Origin of the sequence: Klebsiella sp. RHBSTW-00215, from assembly GCF_014103785.1 — a bacterium.
GTDB lineage: Bacteria > Pseudomonadota > Gammaproteobacteria > Enterobacterales > Enterobacteriaceae > Klebsiella.
In genome coordinates, this window is record NZ_JABXQS010000001.1 from 6138963 (window position 1) to 6156360 (window position 17398).

At 50.6% G+C, this 17398-nt stretch carries 20 protein-coding genes and 1 other RNA gene; 10 read left to right on the forward strand and 11 right to left on the reverse strand.

What is annotated here, in order from left to right:
* Positions 1–4: 4 nt before the first annotated feature.
* Entirely contained in the window at positions 5–1075 is a 1071-nt protein-coding gene (gene aroF / locus HV127_RS29195; RefSeq protein WP_112217078.1) for a 3-deoxy-7-phosphoheptulonate synthase AroF, read from the reverse strand.
* A 341-nt stretch (positions 1076–1416) separates the two neighbouring features.
* On the opposite strand from aroF, the gene HV127_RS29200 reads away from it, so the two are divergent.
* From HV127_RS29200 to HV127_RS29210, 3 genes are read left to right on the forward strand one after another with little or no spacing between them, the layout of a single operon-like run.
* The gene (locus HV127_RS29200; protein ID WP_182240481.1) at positions 1417–1926 is read left to right on the forward strand and encodes a YfiR family protein; all 510 of its coding nucleotides are present in this window, start codon (positions 1417–1419) and stop codon (positions 1924–1926) included.
* The gene (gene dgcN, locus HV127_RS29205) at positions 1919–3142 is read left to right on the forward strand and encodes a diguanylate cyclase DgcN (protein WP_182240483.1); all 1224 of its coding nucleotides are present in this window, start codon (positions 1919–1921) and stop codon (positions 3140–3142) included. Before HV127_RS29200 ends, dgcN begins: the two co-directional genes overlap by 8 nt.
* 11 nt (positions 3143–3153) lie before the next feature.
* Positions 3154–3636, forward strand: a complete 483-nt coding sequence (locus HV127_RS29210) for an OmpA family protein (RefSeq protein WP_182240485.1) — start codon at positions 3154–3156, stop codon at positions 3634–3636.
* Between the two features lie 5 nt (positions 3637–3641).
* Here HV127_RS29210 and HV127_RS29215 read toward each other — a convergent pair whose 3' ends face one another.
* The 7 genes from HV127_RS29215 to ffh all read right to left on the reverse strand — a co-directional run bounded on the left by HV127_RS29215 (position 3642) and on the right by ffh (position 9334).
* Positions 3642–5012 (reverse strand): PepSY-associated TM helix domain-containing protein, encoded by a 1371-nt coding sequence (locus tag HV127_RS29215; RefSeq protein ID WP_182240487.1) that lies wholly within the window; start codon positions 5010–5012, stop codon positions 3642–3644.
* 53 nt (positions 5013–5065) lie between these two features.
* Positions 5066–5503 (reverse strand): DUF2946 domain-containing protein, encoded by a 438-nt coding sequence (locus HV127_RS29220; protein ID WP_182240489.1) that lies wholly within the window; start codon positions 5501–5503, stop codon positions 5066–5068.
* A 120-nt stretch (positions 5504–5623) separates the two neighbouring features.
* Positions 5624–5971, reverse strand: coding sequence for a 50S ribosomal protein L19 (rplS, locus tag HV127_RS29225; protein ID WP_004104634.1), 348 nt, complete (start codon positions 5969–5971; stop codon positions 5624–5626).
* Positions 5972–6010: 39 nt separating this feature from the next.
* A complete protein-coding gene (gene trmD, locus HV127_RS29230) occupies positions 6011–6778 on the reverse strand; it encodes a tRNA (guanosine(37)-N1)-methyltransferase TrmD (protein WP_182240491.1) in 768 nt (255 codons plus the stop codon).
* A 46-nt stretch (positions 6779–6824) separates the two neighbouring features.
* Positions 6825–7373 carry a ribosome maturation factor RimM gene (gene rimM, locus HV127_RS29235; protein WP_110277456.1) on the reverse strand — a complete coding sequence of 183 codons (549 nt, stop codon included), beginning with the start codon at positions 7371–7373 and terminating at the stop codon, positions 6825–6827.
* Positions 7374–7391: 18 nt separating this feature from the next.
* The gene (gene rpsP, locus HV127_RS29240; RefSeq protein WP_110277455.1) at positions 7392–7640 is read right to left on the reverse strand and encodes a 30S ribosomal protein S16; all 249 of its coding nucleotides are present in this window, start codon (positions 7638–7640) and stop codon (positions 7392–7394) included.
* Between the two features lie 329 nt (positions 7641–7969).
* Positions 7970–9334 carry a signal recognition particle protein gene (ffh, locus tag HV127_RS29245; RefSeq protein ID WP_110277454.1) on the reverse strand — a complete coding sequence of 455 codons (1365 nt, stop codon included), beginning with the start codon at positions 9332–9334 and terminating at the stop codon, positions 7970–7972.
* A 166-nt stretch (positions 9335–9500) separates the two neighbouring features.
* On the opposite strand from ffh, the gene HV127_RS29250 reads away from it, so the two are divergent.
* Positions 9501–10292, forward strand: coding sequence for an inner membrane protein YpjD (locus tag HV127_RS29250; protein WP_110277453.1), 792 nt, complete (start codon positions 9501–9503; stop codon positions 10290–10292).
* A gap of 18 nt (positions 10293–10310) precedes the next feature.
* Positions 10311–11597: an HlyC/CorC family transporter gene (locus HV127_RS29255; RefSeq protein ID WP_110277452.1), complete on the forward strand. Its 1287-nt coding sequence runs from the start codon at positions 10311–10313 to the stop codon at positions 11595–11597.
* Between the two features lie 81 nt (positions 11598–11678).
* Here HV127_RS29255 and grpE read toward each other — a convergent pair whose 3' ends face one another.
* A complete protein-coding gene (gene grpE / locus HV127_RS29260) occupies positions 11679–12269 on the reverse strand; it encodes a nucleotide exchange factor GrpE (protein ID WP_110277451.1) in 591 nt (196 codons plus the stop codon).
* 124 nt (positions 12270–12393) lie between these two features.
* On the opposite strand from grpE, the gene nadK reads away from it, so the two are divergent.
* The 3 genes from nadK to bamE all read left to right on the forward strand — a co-directional run bounded on the left by nadK (position 12394) and on the right by bamE (position 15509).
* Complete coding sequence (gene nadK, locus HV127_RS29265) at positions 12394–13272, forward strand: NAD(+) kinase (RefSeq protein ID WP_004104646.1); 879 nt, start codon at positions 12394–12396, stop codon at positions 13270–13272.
* A gap of 86 nt (positions 13273–13358) precedes the next feature.
* Positions 13359–15020, forward strand: coding sequence for a DNA repair protein RecN (recN, locus tag HV127_RS29270; RefSeq protein WP_182240493.1), 1662 nt, complete (start codon positions 13359–13361; stop codon positions 15018–15020).
* Between the two features lie 147 nt (positions 15021–15167).
* Positions 15168–15509: an outer membrane protein assembly factor BamE gene (gene bamE, locus HV127_RS29275; RefSeq protein WP_112217070.1), complete on the forward strand. Its 342-nt coding sequence runs from the start codon at positions 15168–15170 to the stop codon at positions 15507–15509.
* Between the two features lie 56 nt (positions 15510–15565).
* Here the strand turns inward: bamE and HV127_RS29280 are convergent, their stop codons facing one another.
* Both HV127_RS29280 and HV127_RS29285 read right to left on the reverse strand, forming a co-directional pair.
* Entirely contained in the window at positions 15566–15856 is a 291-nt protein-coding gene (locus tag HV127_RS29280) for an RnfH family protein (protein ID WP_182240495.1), read from the reverse strand.
* Positions 15846–16283, reverse strand: coding sequence for a type II toxin-antitoxin system RatA family toxin (locus HV127_RS29285; RefSeq protein WP_197975057.1), 438 nt, complete (start codon positions 16281–16283; stop codon positions 15846–15848). Before HV127_RS29285 ends, HV127_RS29280 begins: the two co-directional genes overlap by 11 nt.
* Before the next feature lie 150 nt (positions 16284–16433).
* Here HV127_RS29285 and smpB point away from each other — a divergent pair, with 150 nt between their 5' ends.
* Complete coding sequence (smpB, locus tag HV127_RS29290; protein ID WP_110277446.1) at positions 16434–16916, forward strand: SsrA-binding protein SmpB; 483 nt, start codon at positions 16434–16436, stop codon at positions 16914–16916.
* A gap of 144 nt (positions 16917–17060) precedes the next feature.
* Positions 17061–17398, forward strand: a transfer-messenger RNA (tmRNA) gene (ssrA, locus tag HV127_RS29295); the annotation flags it as partial.

Genomic DNA, 17398 nt, shown 5'->3' on the forward strand with positions numbered 1-17398 from the left:
CCTCTTACACTACACGGGCCGCCAGATGGCTGCGCAGATCCCTATCAAGTTCGCGGAGCAACGCGTCGGTGGTTTCCCAACTGATACAGGCATCGGTCACAGATACACCGTATTTCATATCGCAACGCGGCTGCTCAGATGACTGATTACCTTCATGAATATTACTCTCAATCATCAGGCCAATTATGGAACGATTGCCATCTTTGATTTGCGCAACAACGGATTCTGCAACCGCAGGCTGGCGACGGAAGTCTTTATTGGAATTCCCATGGCTGCAATCTACCATCAGCGACGGTTTCAGTCCCGCCTGAGTCATCTCTTTTTCACATTTCTCAACATCTTCCGGACCGTAGTTCGATGCTTTGCCACCGCGCAGAATCACATGACCATTCGGGTTGCCCTGAGTTTGCAACAGGCAAACCTGCCCCGCCTGGTTGATACCGACAAAACGGTGCGGCATAGCTGCAGCGCGCATGGCGTTAATTGCCGTCGCCAGGCTCCCGTCGGTGCCATTTTTAAAACCCACCGGCATAGACAAGCCAGAGGCCATCTCGCGGTGAGTCTGAGACTCGGTGGTACGCGCACCAATAGCAGACCAGCTAAACAGATCGCCGAGGTACTGAGGACTATTTGGATCCAGCGCTTCCGTTGCTAACGGCAGCCCCATATTCACCAGATCAACCAGCAAATGTCGCGCAATCTTCAGACCACCTTCAACATCAAACGAACCATCCATATGCGGATCGTTAATCAACCCTTTCCAGCCGACGGTGGTACGAGGTTTTTCAAAATAGACGCGCATTACCAGATAGAGGCTATCGCTGACCTCTGCGGCAAGGGCTTTAAAACGGTGAGCATATTCAATCGCAGCTTCTGGATCATGAATTGAGCAAGGACCACACACCACTAACAGACGCGGATCGCGTCCGGCAATAATGTCGGAAATAGTCTGACGAGACTGCGCAATTTGCGCTTCCTGCTCAACGCTCAGCGGGAATTCAGCCTTCAACTGATCCGGGGTGATCAAAACATGTTCGTCGGTAATGTGTACGTTGTTCAGCGCGTCTTTTTGCATGATTGCGATCCTGTATAGCTCGTTTGCGATAGTTATTTCCTCAACGAGGATGACGTAACGATACCATAGAAAGTAAAGATTTCAATCCATATTCCGTAAATTTTACTTTACACATGCAAATTAAAAGGCGCTAAAATTCATCATTAATGTACATTTAAATTTACAACCCTGAAAAATCAAACTTGCCGTCTCGGTTCATCCTTTTCCTTTACGAAAAATCCTGGTGAGAATTATCTTAAAGCCATAGGGCTGGCTAATGACGATTTTGACCAATAATGCTATTCTTCGCCCGGGTATCAGCGATCTGCATCCCTACGCAATGACAACCAGACGGATCCGCAATGACAGTTCTTCACCGTCTCTTTTTGACTTTAGTATTATCGATCGTGGGTATCTCCGCTGTTGCCTCCGGACCTCCTGAAAATGTTCGCGCAATCGTTTCAGGAATTGTGACCTATACACGTTGGCCTGAGTTATCTGGCCCACCCAGGTTATGCATTTTTTCGACATCACGTTATATCCGCAGCCTGGCTGAAGAAACTCCGGAATCTTTGCCCTATCAGCCAATTGTTGTGCGTAATATAGAGGAAGCCTTACAAACGACCTGCGATGGTTTTTATTTTGGTAGTGAATCACCCACCGAGCAGTCTGAATTTACAACCAAATATAGATCCCGCCCCTTATTACTTATCGCAGAACAGAATCCTGATTGTTCTATTGGTAGCGCTTTTTGTCTGCTTATAAATGACGAGAGAGTAAGATTTTCCGTAAATCTGGATGTACTGACGCATAGCGGCGTGCGGGTCAATCCAGACGTACTGATGCTTGCCCGGAAGAAATCACATGAATAAGGATCTTTCTCAGGCTCCGCGCCCCACATTTAAAAAAGCACTACGCCGTATCAGCATGATAAGCGTGGTTATCTCCATGACCTTAGTCTGGCTGTTGCTCAGCACAGCCTCCATATTTACGCTAAAGCAATATGCGCAAAAAAATCTGGAACTTACCGCCGCCACCATGGGACGTAGCCTGGAAGCCGCGCTTGTTTTTGGTGATAGCTCAGCAGCCGAAGATACGCTCGCAACGCTAGGAAGACAGGGGCAATTTTCCAAAGCAGTCGTGCTGGATAACCAACAAAAACACTTTGCGGCATGGCATAACAATCATCTGGTCAACCAGGAAAAAATCAGCGGCGTTATTAGTAAATGGCTGTTCCCGGAACCAACGGTGCAACCTATCTGGCACCAGGGTAAAATAATAGGCGAGCTTCGTCTGACAGCTCTGGACAAACTAATAAGCCACTTTCTCGGCGTCTCGATTATTGTGCTGACCGGGAGTATTTTTTTGGCCTCATGCATTGCTTTACTCCTTACTCACTCTCTACACCGCGGGATTGTGACCGCGCTACAGAGCATTACCGACGTGGTACACGACATTCGGGAAAACCGTCATTTTTCTCGCCGGGTTCCCGAAGAACATATCGAAGAGTTTCACCTGTTTGCCCAGGACTTTAACAGTCTACTGGGAGAAATGGAGGACTGGCAGCAGCAGCTTCAGGCCAAAAATGCCCAGCTCCTGCGCAGTTCACTGCACGATCCGTTGACCGGACTCGCTAACAGAGCCGCTTTTCGCAATGTCATTAATGAGTTAATGAAAGACGAAACCGTACGCAGTAGTTCTGCATTGCTGTTTCTCGATGGCGATAACTTCAAATACATTAACGATAATTGGGGTCATGCCGCAGGCGACAAAGTATTAATCGAAGTCGCCAGCCGCCTTATGACTTTTGTTGGTAAACAGCACCAGGCATGGCGTCTGGGCGGCGATGAATTTGCCATTTTGCTGCGTAATGTTCGTACAGAGGCTGAAGTCCAGGCGCTCTGCCATTCGTTATCCGAACAGTTTCTCCAGCCGTTTAATCTACATAACGGCCACACCGCCAGGCTGTCACTGAGTATGGGTTATGCTTTAACCTGGGAACATGCCTCAGCGGAAAATCTGCAAGAGCTTGCCGATCAAAATATGTATCGGATGAAACACCGGCGCTTACAGCACACGCAAAAATAAAAGGAATCACGATGATCGGAAAATATTTTGCTCCTGCTTTACTGGCCGCGCTTTTTCTCACCGGCTGCCAGGCCCCACAAGGGAAATTTTCTGCGGAACAAATTACAGCAATGAAATCATATGGCTTCACTGAAACTAACGGCGACTGGTCATTAGGATTATCTGACACCATCTTATTTGACAAAAACGACTACCATCTGCGCGCAGATAGTAAACAGCAAATCCATACTATGGCTTCACGTCTGGCTACGACCGGTATTACGCACAGTCGCCTGGAAGGTCACACCGATAATTATGGCGAAGACAGCTACAACGAAATGTTATCGCTTAAGCGCGCTAACAGCGTGGCAGATGCATGGGCCGAAGGTGCCAATATCCCGCGCACTAATTTAATAACCCGCGGATTAGGTAAAAAATACCCGATAGCCAGTAACGATACTGCAAAAGGACGTGCTGAAAACCGCCGCGTCACGGTCGTCATCAGCACGCCTTAAACAATCTACTCGACTGATTTAGCCCTTATCATCGCCGTTGCTACGCGCCAGCGCAGGTAATCAACGGCGAGACATACAGCGAGGCTGATCCCCATTAGCGGCAGTGCCAACCCTAACAACGCCGCAATAATGGTAGTAACCATACGAGCGGGCCATGCTAAACCAAACCACGCCTGTATTAGCGTATCGGCCGGGTTAAACGCCGCATGGACCGGACGGCGGATCCACCACAAATGGTACCCCACCACTATCATCACGCAGAGTGCAGTACCGAAGGCGATAAGTAGCAGCTGATTTACGAGACCAAACAGAATCCCCATATGAAAATCAACGCCCCAGCGGGTTAGCTTCGCCATTAATGGAAAGTCAGAAAAATGAGTACGATCTACGATCTGCATATTTGAACCGTCGATCGCTACAGCATCAACCTGTGTAGGCCAGCTCCTGTCGATTTCATTTACCGTCCACGCACGCCCGGAACCCGACGGCGGGCGAATCTCCAGCTTGCTGGCATCCAGACCCGCCGCGCGAGCAACCAGCAGAACCTTGTCAAAATCCTCTACGTCCGGGGACGATGCCATCCCCCCCATAGCCATATCCTCCATATGGTGTTCTGCATGCGGATCGTGAACTGCTGGAGCTGCATTTTGCAACTGCGTATTCACCTGCGGCGTCAGCCAACCAAAAGCGGAGCGTATCTTATCAACATTACCACCGGCCCATTGCGACCAGGTTAAACCAGTCGCAGAGAACAGCAGCATGCCAATCAGCAGCGCCCATCCAAGGGATACATGCAGACGTCGGCTATTCTGCAGCTTATTGTTAATCCGACGACGTGGGTGGGTCATCGACCACAGTGCAATCCCTCCGAGAGCGGCAACCCACATCCAGGAAGCCGCCAGTTCGCTGTACAGTCGTCCAGCGTTACCCAAGAGCAGTGAGCGATGGGCATAATCAATCCACTGACGCAGGGGTAATATACCGCTGGTACCGTAAACCGCCATATCGCCTCTCACCCGCAAGGTTACCGGATCAACAAAAATTGCCCGCGTTTCAGATTCGCCAAGATTAGGATCGGCGAACATCACTCGGGTTGTCTCTCCCGCGCTTATCGCAGGACGAACAGCCTGTAGACGGAGATTTCCCTGGGTAGCCTCTTTCGCTACCATCATTTGCGCACTAAGTGGCTGTTTTTCCCCATCGAAAGTGCCATAAAGAGCATCCTGATAAAGCCAGTTTTCCAATTGCGGAGTAGCGACATACAGCGTACCGGTCAGGGCGGCGACAAAAATAAACGGCCCGATAAACATTCCGATATAGAAATGAAGGCGACGCAGCAGGTTTAGCCATGCCGCGCGCGAGGTGCAGGTAGTCATACTTTTCCTTTTCGAAAGCAAAAGAGAACGTTGCGCAGTGCGCACTTTATTTTTTATGCAAAGGGAGAAGCAGACTGCCGGGGAGGTGCGCGAGTGTGAGGATAAAGCCAGTGAAAGTCATAACAGTATTTCAGTACCCTTCGGGCTACAGGAACTCGCTGACGCCGAAGCATCAAGCTGACCAGCAGCATCAGCGCGAAGATTAAGCCCGGAACATGAGCCAACAGCACACAGTAACCGCAGGCCTCCGCATGATCGGCTGGCATGTGGTGTGACGTCTGTATGACAGTCGTATCACTCTGTATCATGGTCATTTCAGATGATGACATGTCATGCGGCATGTCCATCATCGTATGATGCATACCGCTCATCGGATCTTTTTGCAGGGAGATTGAAATCAGCGGAGCCACCACGATCAGCAGGATCGCAAACAGCGCCAGCCATGTAGCCCGCCCTTGAGATGCTGATTGATGAAAAATATTGCTGACCACCGCCCCTCCAGATGAGGGCGACATTGTAAATGATTCACAACAAAATGGTTAAAATGAAGATAAAAAAAGGGCCAGCCCATCAGGCCAGCCCTTTCATTCAGGATGTCGCGAAAGCGAATCTTAGTTAAGACGCTCTTTGATACGAGCAGACTTACCGGTACGCTCACGCAGGTAGTACAGTTTAGCTTTACGTACAGCACCACGACGTTTGACAGAAATGCTGTCAACTACCGGAGAGTGAGTCTGGAAAACACGCTCAACGCCTTCGCCGTTGGAAATTTTACGAACAGTGAATGCAGAGTGCAGACCGCGGTTACGAATAGCGATAACCACGCCCTCGAATGCCTGCAGACGTTTTTTGGAACCTTCAACAACCCATACTTTCACTTCCACGGTATCACCCGGACGGAAGGAAGGTACGTCCTGCTTCATCTGTTCTTGTTCAAGTTGCTTAATAATGTTGCTCATAATTTAATCTCTTATCCTGGGTAAACTGATATTGGGGGCTTACGCCTGCCCATCATGTTTATGTTGCTGTTGTGCGAGTTCCTTTTTGAACTCCGCCAGCAACCTTGCTTGCTCTTCAGTCAGAGCCAGGTTTTCCAAAAGTTCAGGTCTTCTAAGCCAGGTCCGGCCCAGCGACTGCTTCAGACGCCAGCGACGTATCTCAGCATGGTTTCCCGACAGCAATACTGGCGGTACTTCCATCTCTTCTAACACTTCAGGACGGGTATAGTGTGGGCAATCCAGTAATCCATCAGCAAAGGAATCTTCCGTTGCCGAAGCCTCATGACCCAAAACTCCCGGAATAAACCGGGAAACAGAGTCAATCAGCGTCATTGCTGGTAGTTCACCACCGCTAAGAACGTAATCGCCGATTGACCATTCTTCGTCAATTTCGGTTTGGATTACGCGCTCATCTACGCCTTCATAGCGACCACACACCAAAATCAGTTTCTGATTCGTTGCCAGTTCGCTGACGCCAGCTTGATCAAGCTTGCGTCCCTGAGGTGACAGATAAATCACCTTTGCGCCTTCACCTGCCGCGGCTTTTGCTGCATGAATGGCATCCCGTAAAGGTTGCACCATCATTAACATCCCCGGTCCGCCGCCGTAAGGACGATCGTCCACGGTACGGTGCCGGTCATGCGCGAAGTCACGAGGACTCCAGCTCTGGATGTTCAGCAGGCCATTTTTTACTGCCCGGCCAGTCACCCCGTAATCGGTAATTGCGCGGAACATTTCAGGAAACAGGCTAACGATACCTATAAACACAAGCCAATCCCCATAGTGCCGTTTATTTACCGTTTATCCGGAGAATTTAAAAACCAGGATCCCAATCTACTTCGATTGTACGAGTAGTGAGATCGACTTTCTTGATAACCTGCCCATCGAGGAACGGAACCAACCGCTCCTTGATACCAAATGCATCTTTCAGGTTTGCCTTGATGACGAGAACGTCATTAGACCCGGTTTCCATCATGTCGATGACTTTACCGAGACCATAGCCTTCAGTGGTTACTACCTGGCAACCCATAAGGTCTTTCCAGTAATAATCACCCTCTTCAAGCGCAGGCAACTGCGAAGAATCCACAACAATTTCGCAATTGGTCAATAGATTCGCAGTATCGCGATCGTCAATGCCTTTCAGCTTGATGACGATATCCTGATTATGGTGGCGCCAGCTTTCCAGCTCAACGACCTGCCACTGACCCGCTCTCTGGATTAACCAGGGCTGATAGTCAAAAATGCTTTCGGCGTCTTCGGTGGAGGAAAACACTCTGAGCCAACCACGGATACCGTAGGAAGAACCCATCTTGCCCAATACAATCGGATCAACAGGTGCTTGTGCGGTGTGTTGCTTGCTCATCATGACCACCGTGACAGATTAAGCTGCTTTGTTTGCTGCTTTGATAAGCGTTGCAACGCGATCGGAAACAGTAGCGCCCAGGCCAACCCAGTGAGCGATACGATCCAGATCCAGACGCGTTTCTTCTTCGTTCGCAGAAGCGATCGGGTTGAAGAAACCAACGCGCTCAATGAAGCGACCGTTGCGTGCATTACGGCTGTCGGTAACAACAACCTGGTAGAACGGACGCTTTTTTGCGCCGTGACGTGCTAAACGAATAGTAACCATAACATCCTCTTGTGTGAATAAAACACCGGGCCCCATCGAGGAACGGAGCCCGGTGTCATATTAAAAGCCCGAAAATTTTACTGATTTCTGGGGAAATTGCAATCAGCATCTTGGTACTGAGCATTAAACAAGGGATAGAAGGCGTATATCGATGCAGCTAGTTTAGTTCCGGCGTGCGCGCAGAAAGCGGAGCGTACACGTAGTACGTGAACATTTACTCGCTCCGCTCGCCCTCCGGGCCGCCCAAAAGGGCGTTCAAAACACGTTGGTGTTTTGTCGAGCACACCCCGGAGCTAAAATGGCAAACAAGATAGCCTTATACCCTTGTTTTAGCGGCCAGGAAATCCCGGAGGCATCATCCCCTTCATGCCCCGCATCATCTTCATCATGCCGCCTTTCGACTTCATCTTCTTCATCATGCGCTGCATATCGTCAAACTGTTTGAGCAAACGGTTCACATCCTGCACCTGCATTCCGCAACCTGCGGCGATACGGCGCTTGCGCGAGCCTTTGATAATTTCTGGTTTAGCACGTTCTTTCAGCGTCATCGAATTGATGATCGCTTCCATACGCACCAGCACCTTGTCATCCATCTGTGATTTGACGTTATCCGGGATCTGCCCCATGCCCGGCAGTTTGCCCATCAGGCTGGCCATACCGCCCATGTTTTTCATCTGACGCAGCTGTTCAAGAAAGTCAGTCAGGTCAAAACCGTCGCCTTTTTTCAGCTTGGAGGCCAGCTTCTCAGCCTGCGCGCGGTCGACTTTACTTTCGATATCTTCGATCAGCGACAGCACGTCGCCCATACCCAGGATACGCGAAGCGATACGGTCCGGATGGAACGGCTCCAGCGCTTCGGTTTTCTCACCGACGCCGAGGAATTTAATCGGCTTGCCGGTGATATGACGAATCGAGAGCGCTGCACCACCGCGGGCGTCGCCGTCCACTTTGGTCAGCACGACCCCAGTCAACGGCAACGCTTCGTTAAACGCCTTCGCCGTATTCGCCGCATCCTGACCAGTCATCGCATCGACAACGAACAGGGTTTCTACCGGGTTAAGCGAGGCATGGACCTGTTTGATCTCATCCATCATCGCTTCATCGACGTGCAGACGGCCGGCGGTATCCACCAGCAGCACGTCGTAGAACTTCAGCTTCGCTTCTTTCAGCGCGGCGTTAACGATATCAACCGGTTTCTGGCCAACGTCAGACGGGAAGAAATCGACGCTAACCTGCTCAGCCAGCGTTTCCAGCTGTTTGATCGCCGCCGGACGATAAACGTCCGCAGAGACAACCAGCACTTTCTTCTTGTGCTTTTCACGCAGGAATTTACCCAGCTTAGCCACGCTGGTCGTTTTACCTGCACCTTGCAGGCCCGCCATCAGCACAACGGCTGGGGGCTGTGCGGCTAAATCCAACGCCTGGTTCTCTTCGCCCATCGCCGCAACCAACTCGTTGCGCACAATTTTGACGAACTCCTGGCCTGGGGTCAGGCTTTTGTTAACTTCATGGCCTACCGCGCTTTCTTTTACACGGCTGATAAAGTCACGGACTACAGGCAGAGCGACGTCCGCCTCCAGCAGCGCCATACGCACTTCGCGCAGGGTATCTTTAATATTGTCTTCGGTAAGGCGTCCGCGGCCGCTAATGTTGCGCAGCGTACGCGACAAACGATCGGTTAAATTATCAAACATTGTCTCTCGCCTGAGGTGGAAACGGTCGGTCGCCGCAGCGACACAAAAAAATGGAATTGCCGCAGTATAACACGACATAAACGCGAATGTGCTGCAACGGTTGGAGCCTGAGTCACGTGACGTTATACTGCTTCTCTTTACTATTTAGTCAACAGTCGACGCCCATATGCCTGTTTTTGCTCTACTCGCCCTTGTCGCCTATTCCATCAGCCTCGCGCTGATCGTCCCTGGCCTGCTGCAAAAAAATAGCAGTTGGCGGCGGATGGCGATTCTTTCCGCAACTATTGCGTTGATTTGTCACGCCTTTGCGTTGGAGTCACGCATTTTCCCTGGCGGCGAAAGCGGGCAAAACCTCAGTTTATTAAACGTGGGATCGCTGGTTAGCCTGATGATTTGTACGGTAATGACCATAGTTGCGTCACGTAATCGCGGTTGGTTATTGCTGCCTATCGTCTACACCTTTGCGTTGATCAACCTCGCTTTCGCCACCTTTATGCCGAACGAGTACATCACGCACCTGGAAACCACGCCGGGTATGTTGGTGCATATCGGCCTGTCGCTTTTCTCCTATGCTACGCTAATTATCGCAGCCCTTTATGCACTACAGCTGGCGTGGATTGACTATCAATTAAAAAATAAACGACTGGCCTTTAGCAGCGAAATGCCGCCACTCATGAGCATTGAGCGTAAAATGTTTCATATCACCCAGATCGGCGTAGTTCTGCTAACTCTGACGCTGTGTACCGGGCTGTTCTACATGCATAACCTGTTCAGTGCGGAAAATATTGATAAAGCAGTGTTGTCAATCGTGGCATGGTTCGTCTATATCGTCCTGCTTTGGGGCCACTATCATGAAGGGTGGCGCGGACGCCGGGTCGTCTGGTTCAACGTGACTGGTGCAGGGCTGCTGACGCTGGCTTACTTCGGTAGCCGCGTATTACAACAGTTCATGAGTTAAGTCTTTAAGGAACCCTAAGTGGAACATATCTCCACCACCACGCTGATCGTTACTCTGATCATTATGGTGATTATCTCGGCCTATTTCTCCGGTTCAGAAACCGGCATGATGACGCTAAACCGCTATCGTCTGCGCCATATGGCAAAGCAAGGCAACCGCCAGGCAAAACGCGTCGAAAAGCTGCTACGCAAACCCGATCGTTTAATCAGCCTGGTGCTTATCGGCAATAACCTCGTCAATATCCTCGCCTCGGCGCTGGGCACCATTGTTGGTATGCGCCTGTATGGTGACGTCGGCGTCGCGATTGCCACTGGTGTCCTGACCTTTGTGGTGCTGGTGTTTGCCGAGGTGCTACCAAAAACAATTGCTGCGCTTTATCCGGAGAAGGTCGCTTACCCAAGCAGTTTCCTGCTAGCCCCTCTGCAAATACTGATGATGCCGCTGGTGTGGCTGCTCAACACCATCACCCGAGTTCTGATGCGCATGATGGGCATCAAAACCGACATCGTTATCAGTGGCGCATTAAGTAAAGATGAATTACGTACCATCGTTAATGAATCGCGATCGCAAATCTCCCGCCGTAACCAGGACATGCTGCTATCCGTGCTGGACCTGGAGAAAGTCAGCGTTGACGACATCATGGTTCCCCGCAACGAAATCGTCGGCATAGATATTAACGACGACTGGAAGTCAATTGTTCGTCAGTTGACCCATTCTCCACACGGACGCATTGTGCTGTACCGCGATACCCTGGACGACGCGATGAGTATGCTGCGCGTACGCGAAGCCTATCGCCTGATGACGGAGAAAAAAGAATTCACTAAAGAGGTGATGCTGCGCGCCGCCGATGAAATTTACTTCGTACCAGAAGGCACGCCGCTCAGCACCCAACTGGTGAAATTCCAGCGTAATAAGAAGAAAGTTGGCCTGGTGGTTGATGAGTATGGCGATATTCAGGGCCTGGTGACGGTTGAAGATATCCTCGAAGAGATCGTAGGTGATTTCACAACATCAATGTCGCCAACGCTTGCAGAAGAAGTCACGCCGCTTAACGATGGCTCAGTGATTATTGACGGCACCGCCAACGTACGTGAAATTAACAAAGCGTTTAACTGGCATCTGCCGGAAGATGAAGCCAGGACGATTAACGGAATTATCCTCGAAGCTCTTGAAGAGATCCCGGCGCCAGGCACGCGCGTACGCATCGAACAGTATGATATCGATATTCTTGATGTTCAGGAGAATATGATTAAACAGGTGAAGGTAATGCCGGTGAAGCCCATTCGCGAGAGCGTTGCGGAGTAACGGCTAATCCACAAGAGCACAGCAAACTTCGGTTCACCATTTATAGCAAAACGGCTACCGTAGGTAGCCGTTTAAAGTCATTTACTTGGCTTTCGCCACGGTCACCATCGCAGCGCGAATAGTACGACCATTCAGGGTATAGCCCTTCTGCATCACACCCAGTACCTTGCCAGCCGCGACATCTTCAGACTCAACCATCGCAATGGCCTGATGCACGTTCGGATCCAAAGGCACGTCGGTATCAGCAATCACTTCCACGCCGAACTTACGTACAACATCGAGCATTGACTTCAACGTGAGCTCAATACCTTCAACCATCGGAGCCATATCCGGATTCGCTTTATCAGCCACTTCCAGTGCGCGATCCAGGCTATCGATTACCGGCAGCAATTCATTGACGAACTTCTCCAGCGCGAATTTATGCGCTTTTTCAATATCCAACTCGGTACGACGGCGCAAGTTGTCTTCATCAGCTTTCGCACGTAGCATCACTTCACGTTCACGCTTCTGTGCTTCAACAAGCTGTGCTTCCAGATTCGCAATGGTTTCATCGCGCGGATCCACCTGCTCAGCCGAAACTTCAGGCTCTAGCGCCTCAACGTCGTCGTGCTGCTCCGTGATAATTTCTTCCGGGGCTTGCCCCTCAGGCGTTTTCTGTTCTTTACTACTCATGAATTTCTCCGCGTTTTTTTCGCATTCATCTCGCTAACTTCGCTTATTATGGGGATCAGTTTCCGGGTTTCAAGTGAACACGGCCAGATTGTCACTATTCATTTAACGCAAGGACATCCAGATCATGAAGAACCACTTCAAGTGTATAGGCATTGTGGGACACCCTCGTCACCCAACCGCGCTGACCACACATGAAATGCTCTGGCGCTGGCTGTCCAGCAAAGGTTATGAAGTGCTGGTTGAGCAGCAAATTGCTCATGAACTACAGCTTAGCAACGTTAAGACCGGGACACTGGCGGAAATTGGTCAGCAGGCCGATCTCGCCGTTGTCGTTGGCGGCGACGGCAATATGCTCGGCGCGGCGCGCACCCTGGCGCGCTACGACATTAACGTTATTGGGATTAACCGCGGTAATCTCGGTTTTCTGACCGACCTCGACCCGGATAATGCGCTACAGCAACTTGCCGATGTTCTCGAAGGCCACTACATCGCCGAAAAACGCTTCTTATTAGAAGCACAGGTATGCCAGCAGGATTGCCAGAAACGCATCAGCACAGCAATTAACGAAGTCGTCCTGCATCCTGGTAAAGTCGCGCACATGATTGAGTTCGAAGTCTATATCGATGAGGTTTTTGCCTTCTCTCAACGTTCCGACGGCCTGATTATCTCCACACCGACCGGCTCCACCGCCTATTCACTCTCCGCTGGCGGCCCAATCCTCACACCATCGCTGGACGCTATTACCCTGGTGCCCATGTTCCCGCATACGCTTTCTGCCCGCCCGCTAGTGATTAACGGCGACAGCACCATCCGCCTGCGCTTTTCTCAGCGCTGCAGCGACCTTGAAATTAGCTGCGACAGCCAGATAGCACTCCCCATTCAGGATGGTGAAGATGTGCTAATCCGCCGCTGCGATTATCATCTCAATCTCATCCATCCCAAAGACTACAGCTATTTCAATACATTAAGCACCAAGCTTGGCTGGTCGAAAAAATTGTTCTGATTTTGTAGCCTGCCTCTTTACTGGATAAAAAACCAGTTTATACTGTACGAAAACACAGTAATGGTTTTTCATACAGGAAGGCAGCTATGTTGGCACAACTCACTATCAGTAATTTTGCTATCGTTCGTGAGCTGGAAATCGATTTTCACAACGGTATGACCGCCATCACCGGTGAAACCGGTGCTGGTAAATCGATTGCTATCGACGCGCTGGGGCTGTGCCTCGGTGGTCGGGCTGAAGCCGACATGGTGCGCAGAGGCGCCAGCCGGGCTGATTTATGCGCACGCTTCTCCCTGAAAGATACACCCGCAGCTCAACGTTGGCTGGAACTGAACCAACTGGAAAGCGGACGTGAGTGTTTACTTCGCCGCGTTATTAGCGCAGACGGTCGCTCCCGCGGCTTCATCAATGGTACCGCAGTCCCTCTCTCCCAGCTTCGCGAGCTGGGTCAGCAGCTAATCCAGATCCACGGCCAGCATGCACACCAGTTACTGACTAAATCCGAACATCAGAAGACACTGCTTGATAGCTATACCGGTGAGTATGTACTTACTCAGCGTATGGCTGAACACTATTGCCAGTGGCATCAAAGCTGCCGCGAATTGGCTCAGCATCAGCAGCAAAGTCAGGAACGCGCAGCTCGTGCGGATCTGCTGCAATATCAATTGAAAGAGTTAAACGAATTCAGTCCGCTGTCGGGTGAATTTGAGCAAATTGATGAAGAGTACAAACGTCTGGCGAATAGTGGCCAACTCTTGACCGTCTGCCAACATGCGCTAACGGTGCTGGCAGATGGTGAAGAAGCCAATCTGCAAAGCCAGCTTTATACCACTAAACAGCTGGTAAATGAGTTGGTTAGTATGGATAGCAAACTTTCAGGGGTGCTGGATATGCTGGAAGAGGCGTCTATCCAGCTCATCGAAGCCACCGATGAGCTACGCCATTATAATGACCGTCTCGATCTCGATCCGAACCGTCTGTTTGAGTTGGAACAGCGTATCTCACGACAAATTGCCCTGGCACGTAAGTATCAGATTACGCCCGAAGAGCTTCCGGCATTCCATCAGGCTTTGCTGGAAGAGCAGCGTCTTCTGGACGATAGCGCAGGTTCTCTGGAATCCCTCGGTCAAATGGTAGTCGATCACCATCAGTTAGCGCTGGATACGGCAAAGCAGCTGCACGCCCTGCGCCAGAGCAGTGCCGATGAGCTGACCCAACTGATTACGGAGAGTATGCACTTACTTTCCATGCCGCACGGTGTGTTCGCCATTGATGTCTCGTTTGATGAACGTCACCTTACCGCCGAAGGTGCAGACCATATAGAATTCCGAGTAACCACAAACCCCGGGCAACAGCTACAGTCGATAGCCAAAGTCGCTTCCGGAGGCGAACTCTCTCGTATCGCGCTGGCGATTCAGGTTATCACCGCACGGAAAATGGAAACGCCGGCATTGATTTTCGATGAGGTGGATGTCGGTATTAGCGGTCCGACGGCAGCGGTAGTTGGCAAACTGCTGCGCCAGTTAGGTGAATCAACCCAGGTGATGTGTGTAACCCATCTACCTCAGGTGGCGGGCTGCGGTCATCATCATTTCTTCGTCTGTAAGGAAACCGATGGGGAGATGACGGAAACGCATATGCACCCTCTGGATAAACGTGCACGTTTGCAGGAATTAGCCCGTCTGCTAGGCGGTAGCGAGGTCACCCGCAACACCCTGGCAAACGCGAAAGAGTTGCTCGCTGCGTAAACTTTTTGATTTTCGCAGAGTCATAGTGAACAGCAAATTGCCGATAGACCTGCAGCCGAAGGTTCCCAACCGGGCAAAGGTCTATTATCATCGGCATATTACAGATGAGCCACGTACTGCTCGGGCCCAAAAAGGAATCAAATCACTATGCGCTGTAAAACGCTGACTGCTGCCGCAGCGGTTCTTCTTATGTTGACCGCAGGCTGTTCCACTCTGGAACGAGTGGTTTACCGTCCTGACATCAACCAGGGTAACTATCTGGCACCGACCGATGTAGCAAAAATTCGGGTCGGCATGACACAACAACAGGTCGCCTATGCACTGGGTACTCCAATGATGTCGGATCCGTTTGGTACCAACACCTGGTTCTATGTTTTCCGTCAGCAGCCTGGGCATGAAAAAGTCACCCAGCAGACTCTTACCCTGACTTTCGACAGCAGTGGAGTGTTGACTAATATAGATAACAAACCTGCTCTGACTACCGAGTAAGGCCGTAAAATGCAAAAAAGCGCTCAATGAGCGCTTTTTTAATGTCTGAAAAATGATTACTTTCCAGCGCTTTTCTCGGCCCGCTGGCGACGCAGCTCTTTCGGGTCAGCAATAAGCGGGCGATAAATTTCCACACGATCTCCATCATGCACTTCATCATGTAGTTTTGCCGGGCGGCTATAGATGCCCACTTTGTTCTTTGCCAGATTAATATCATCGCGTAACGTCAAGAGACCGCTGGCGACAATCGCCTGCTCAACCGTCGCCCCCGCCTCCAACCTGACGCTCTGCAGATACTGCTTTTCCGGCAACGCATAGGCCACTTCAACAACGATGTTAGCCGACACTGTAGACCTCTTTAGCGCGGACCGTAAACGCCTGCACCATGTTCATGGCCAGTTCTTTAAAGATGCGGCCAAAAGCCATTTCAATCAGCTTATTGGTGAATTCAAAATCGAGATGAAACTCAATTTTGCACGCCTCCGGACTTAACGGAATAAACGTCCAGCCGCCAATCAGTTTTTTGAACGGCCCATCGACCAGGCTCATCAAAATGCTCTGGTTGCTAGTTAGCGTATTGCGGGTAGTGAAAGTCTTGCTGATGCCAGCTTTGGACACATCAACCGCCGCAGTCATTTGCGTCGGCCCAAGTTCCAGCACACGGCTACCGGTGCAGCCAGGCAAAAAATCAGGGTAGGACTTCACATCGTTTACGAGTTGATACATCTGTTCCGCGCTGAAGGGCACCAGCGCGGTACGGCTAATCTGAGGCATAGCAGGTTCCACATATAAACACGGCGCAAATAATATCATTTATCTGCTGCTAAAAAAAACGCTGTACTGCAACTCGTGCTAAGATAGCCCATTACACCTCGCAGGATGGATTGAGGTACGACTGTTTTAAGACGATGACTTCAGGATACTATGACTAAGAAAAAAGCCCACAAACCTGGATCAGCCACCATTGCGCTGAATAAACGCGCCCGTCATGAATACTTTATCGAAGATGAATACGAGGCTGGTCTCGCCCTGCAGGGTTGGGAAGTAAAATCTCTGCGTGCAGGCAAAGCCAACATCGGCGATAGCTACGTCATCCTAAAAGATGGCGAGGCTTATCTGTTCGGCGCTAATTTTACCCCAATGGCTGTGGCTTCCACCCACTACGTCTGCGATCCGACGCGTACCCGCAAGCTACTGCTAAATCAGCGGGAGCTGGATAACCTCTATGGACGTATTAACCGTGAAGGTTACACCGTAGTTGCGCTTTCTCTTTACTGGAAAAACGCCTGGTGCAAAGTAAAAATCGGCGTAGCAAAAGGTAAGAAACAGCACGACAAGCGTACCGATATAAAAGATCGTGAGTGGGCGGTGGATAAAGCCCGGATCATGAAACACGCTGGCCGTTAATTCCCCTTCTTAATGAGGGTCAGTTCTCTGGCCCTCACGCTATATCGTTGTTGATGCTGATTTTTCACCCAACCCGCCGCTATAATCCTCGAAACGAGGGCTGGTAAGCACATTCATAAATCTGTTATACTCAACGTACACATTGGGGCTGATTCTGGATTCGACGGGATTTGCGAAACCCAAGGTGCATGCCGAGGGGCGGTTGGCCTCGTAAAAAGCCGCAAAAAAATAGTCGCAAACGACGAAAACTACGCTTTAGCAGCTTAATAACCTGCTAAGAGCCCTCTCTCCCTAGCTTCCGCTCTTAAGACGGGGATCAAGAGAGGTCAAACCCAAAAGAGATCGCATGGATGTCCTGCCTGGGGCTGAAGTGCTAAATCTAATCAGGCTAGTTCGTTAGTGGCGTGTCTGTCCGCAGCTGGCGTGCGAATGTAAAGACTGACTAAGCATGTAGTACCGAGGATGTAGGAATTTCGGACGCG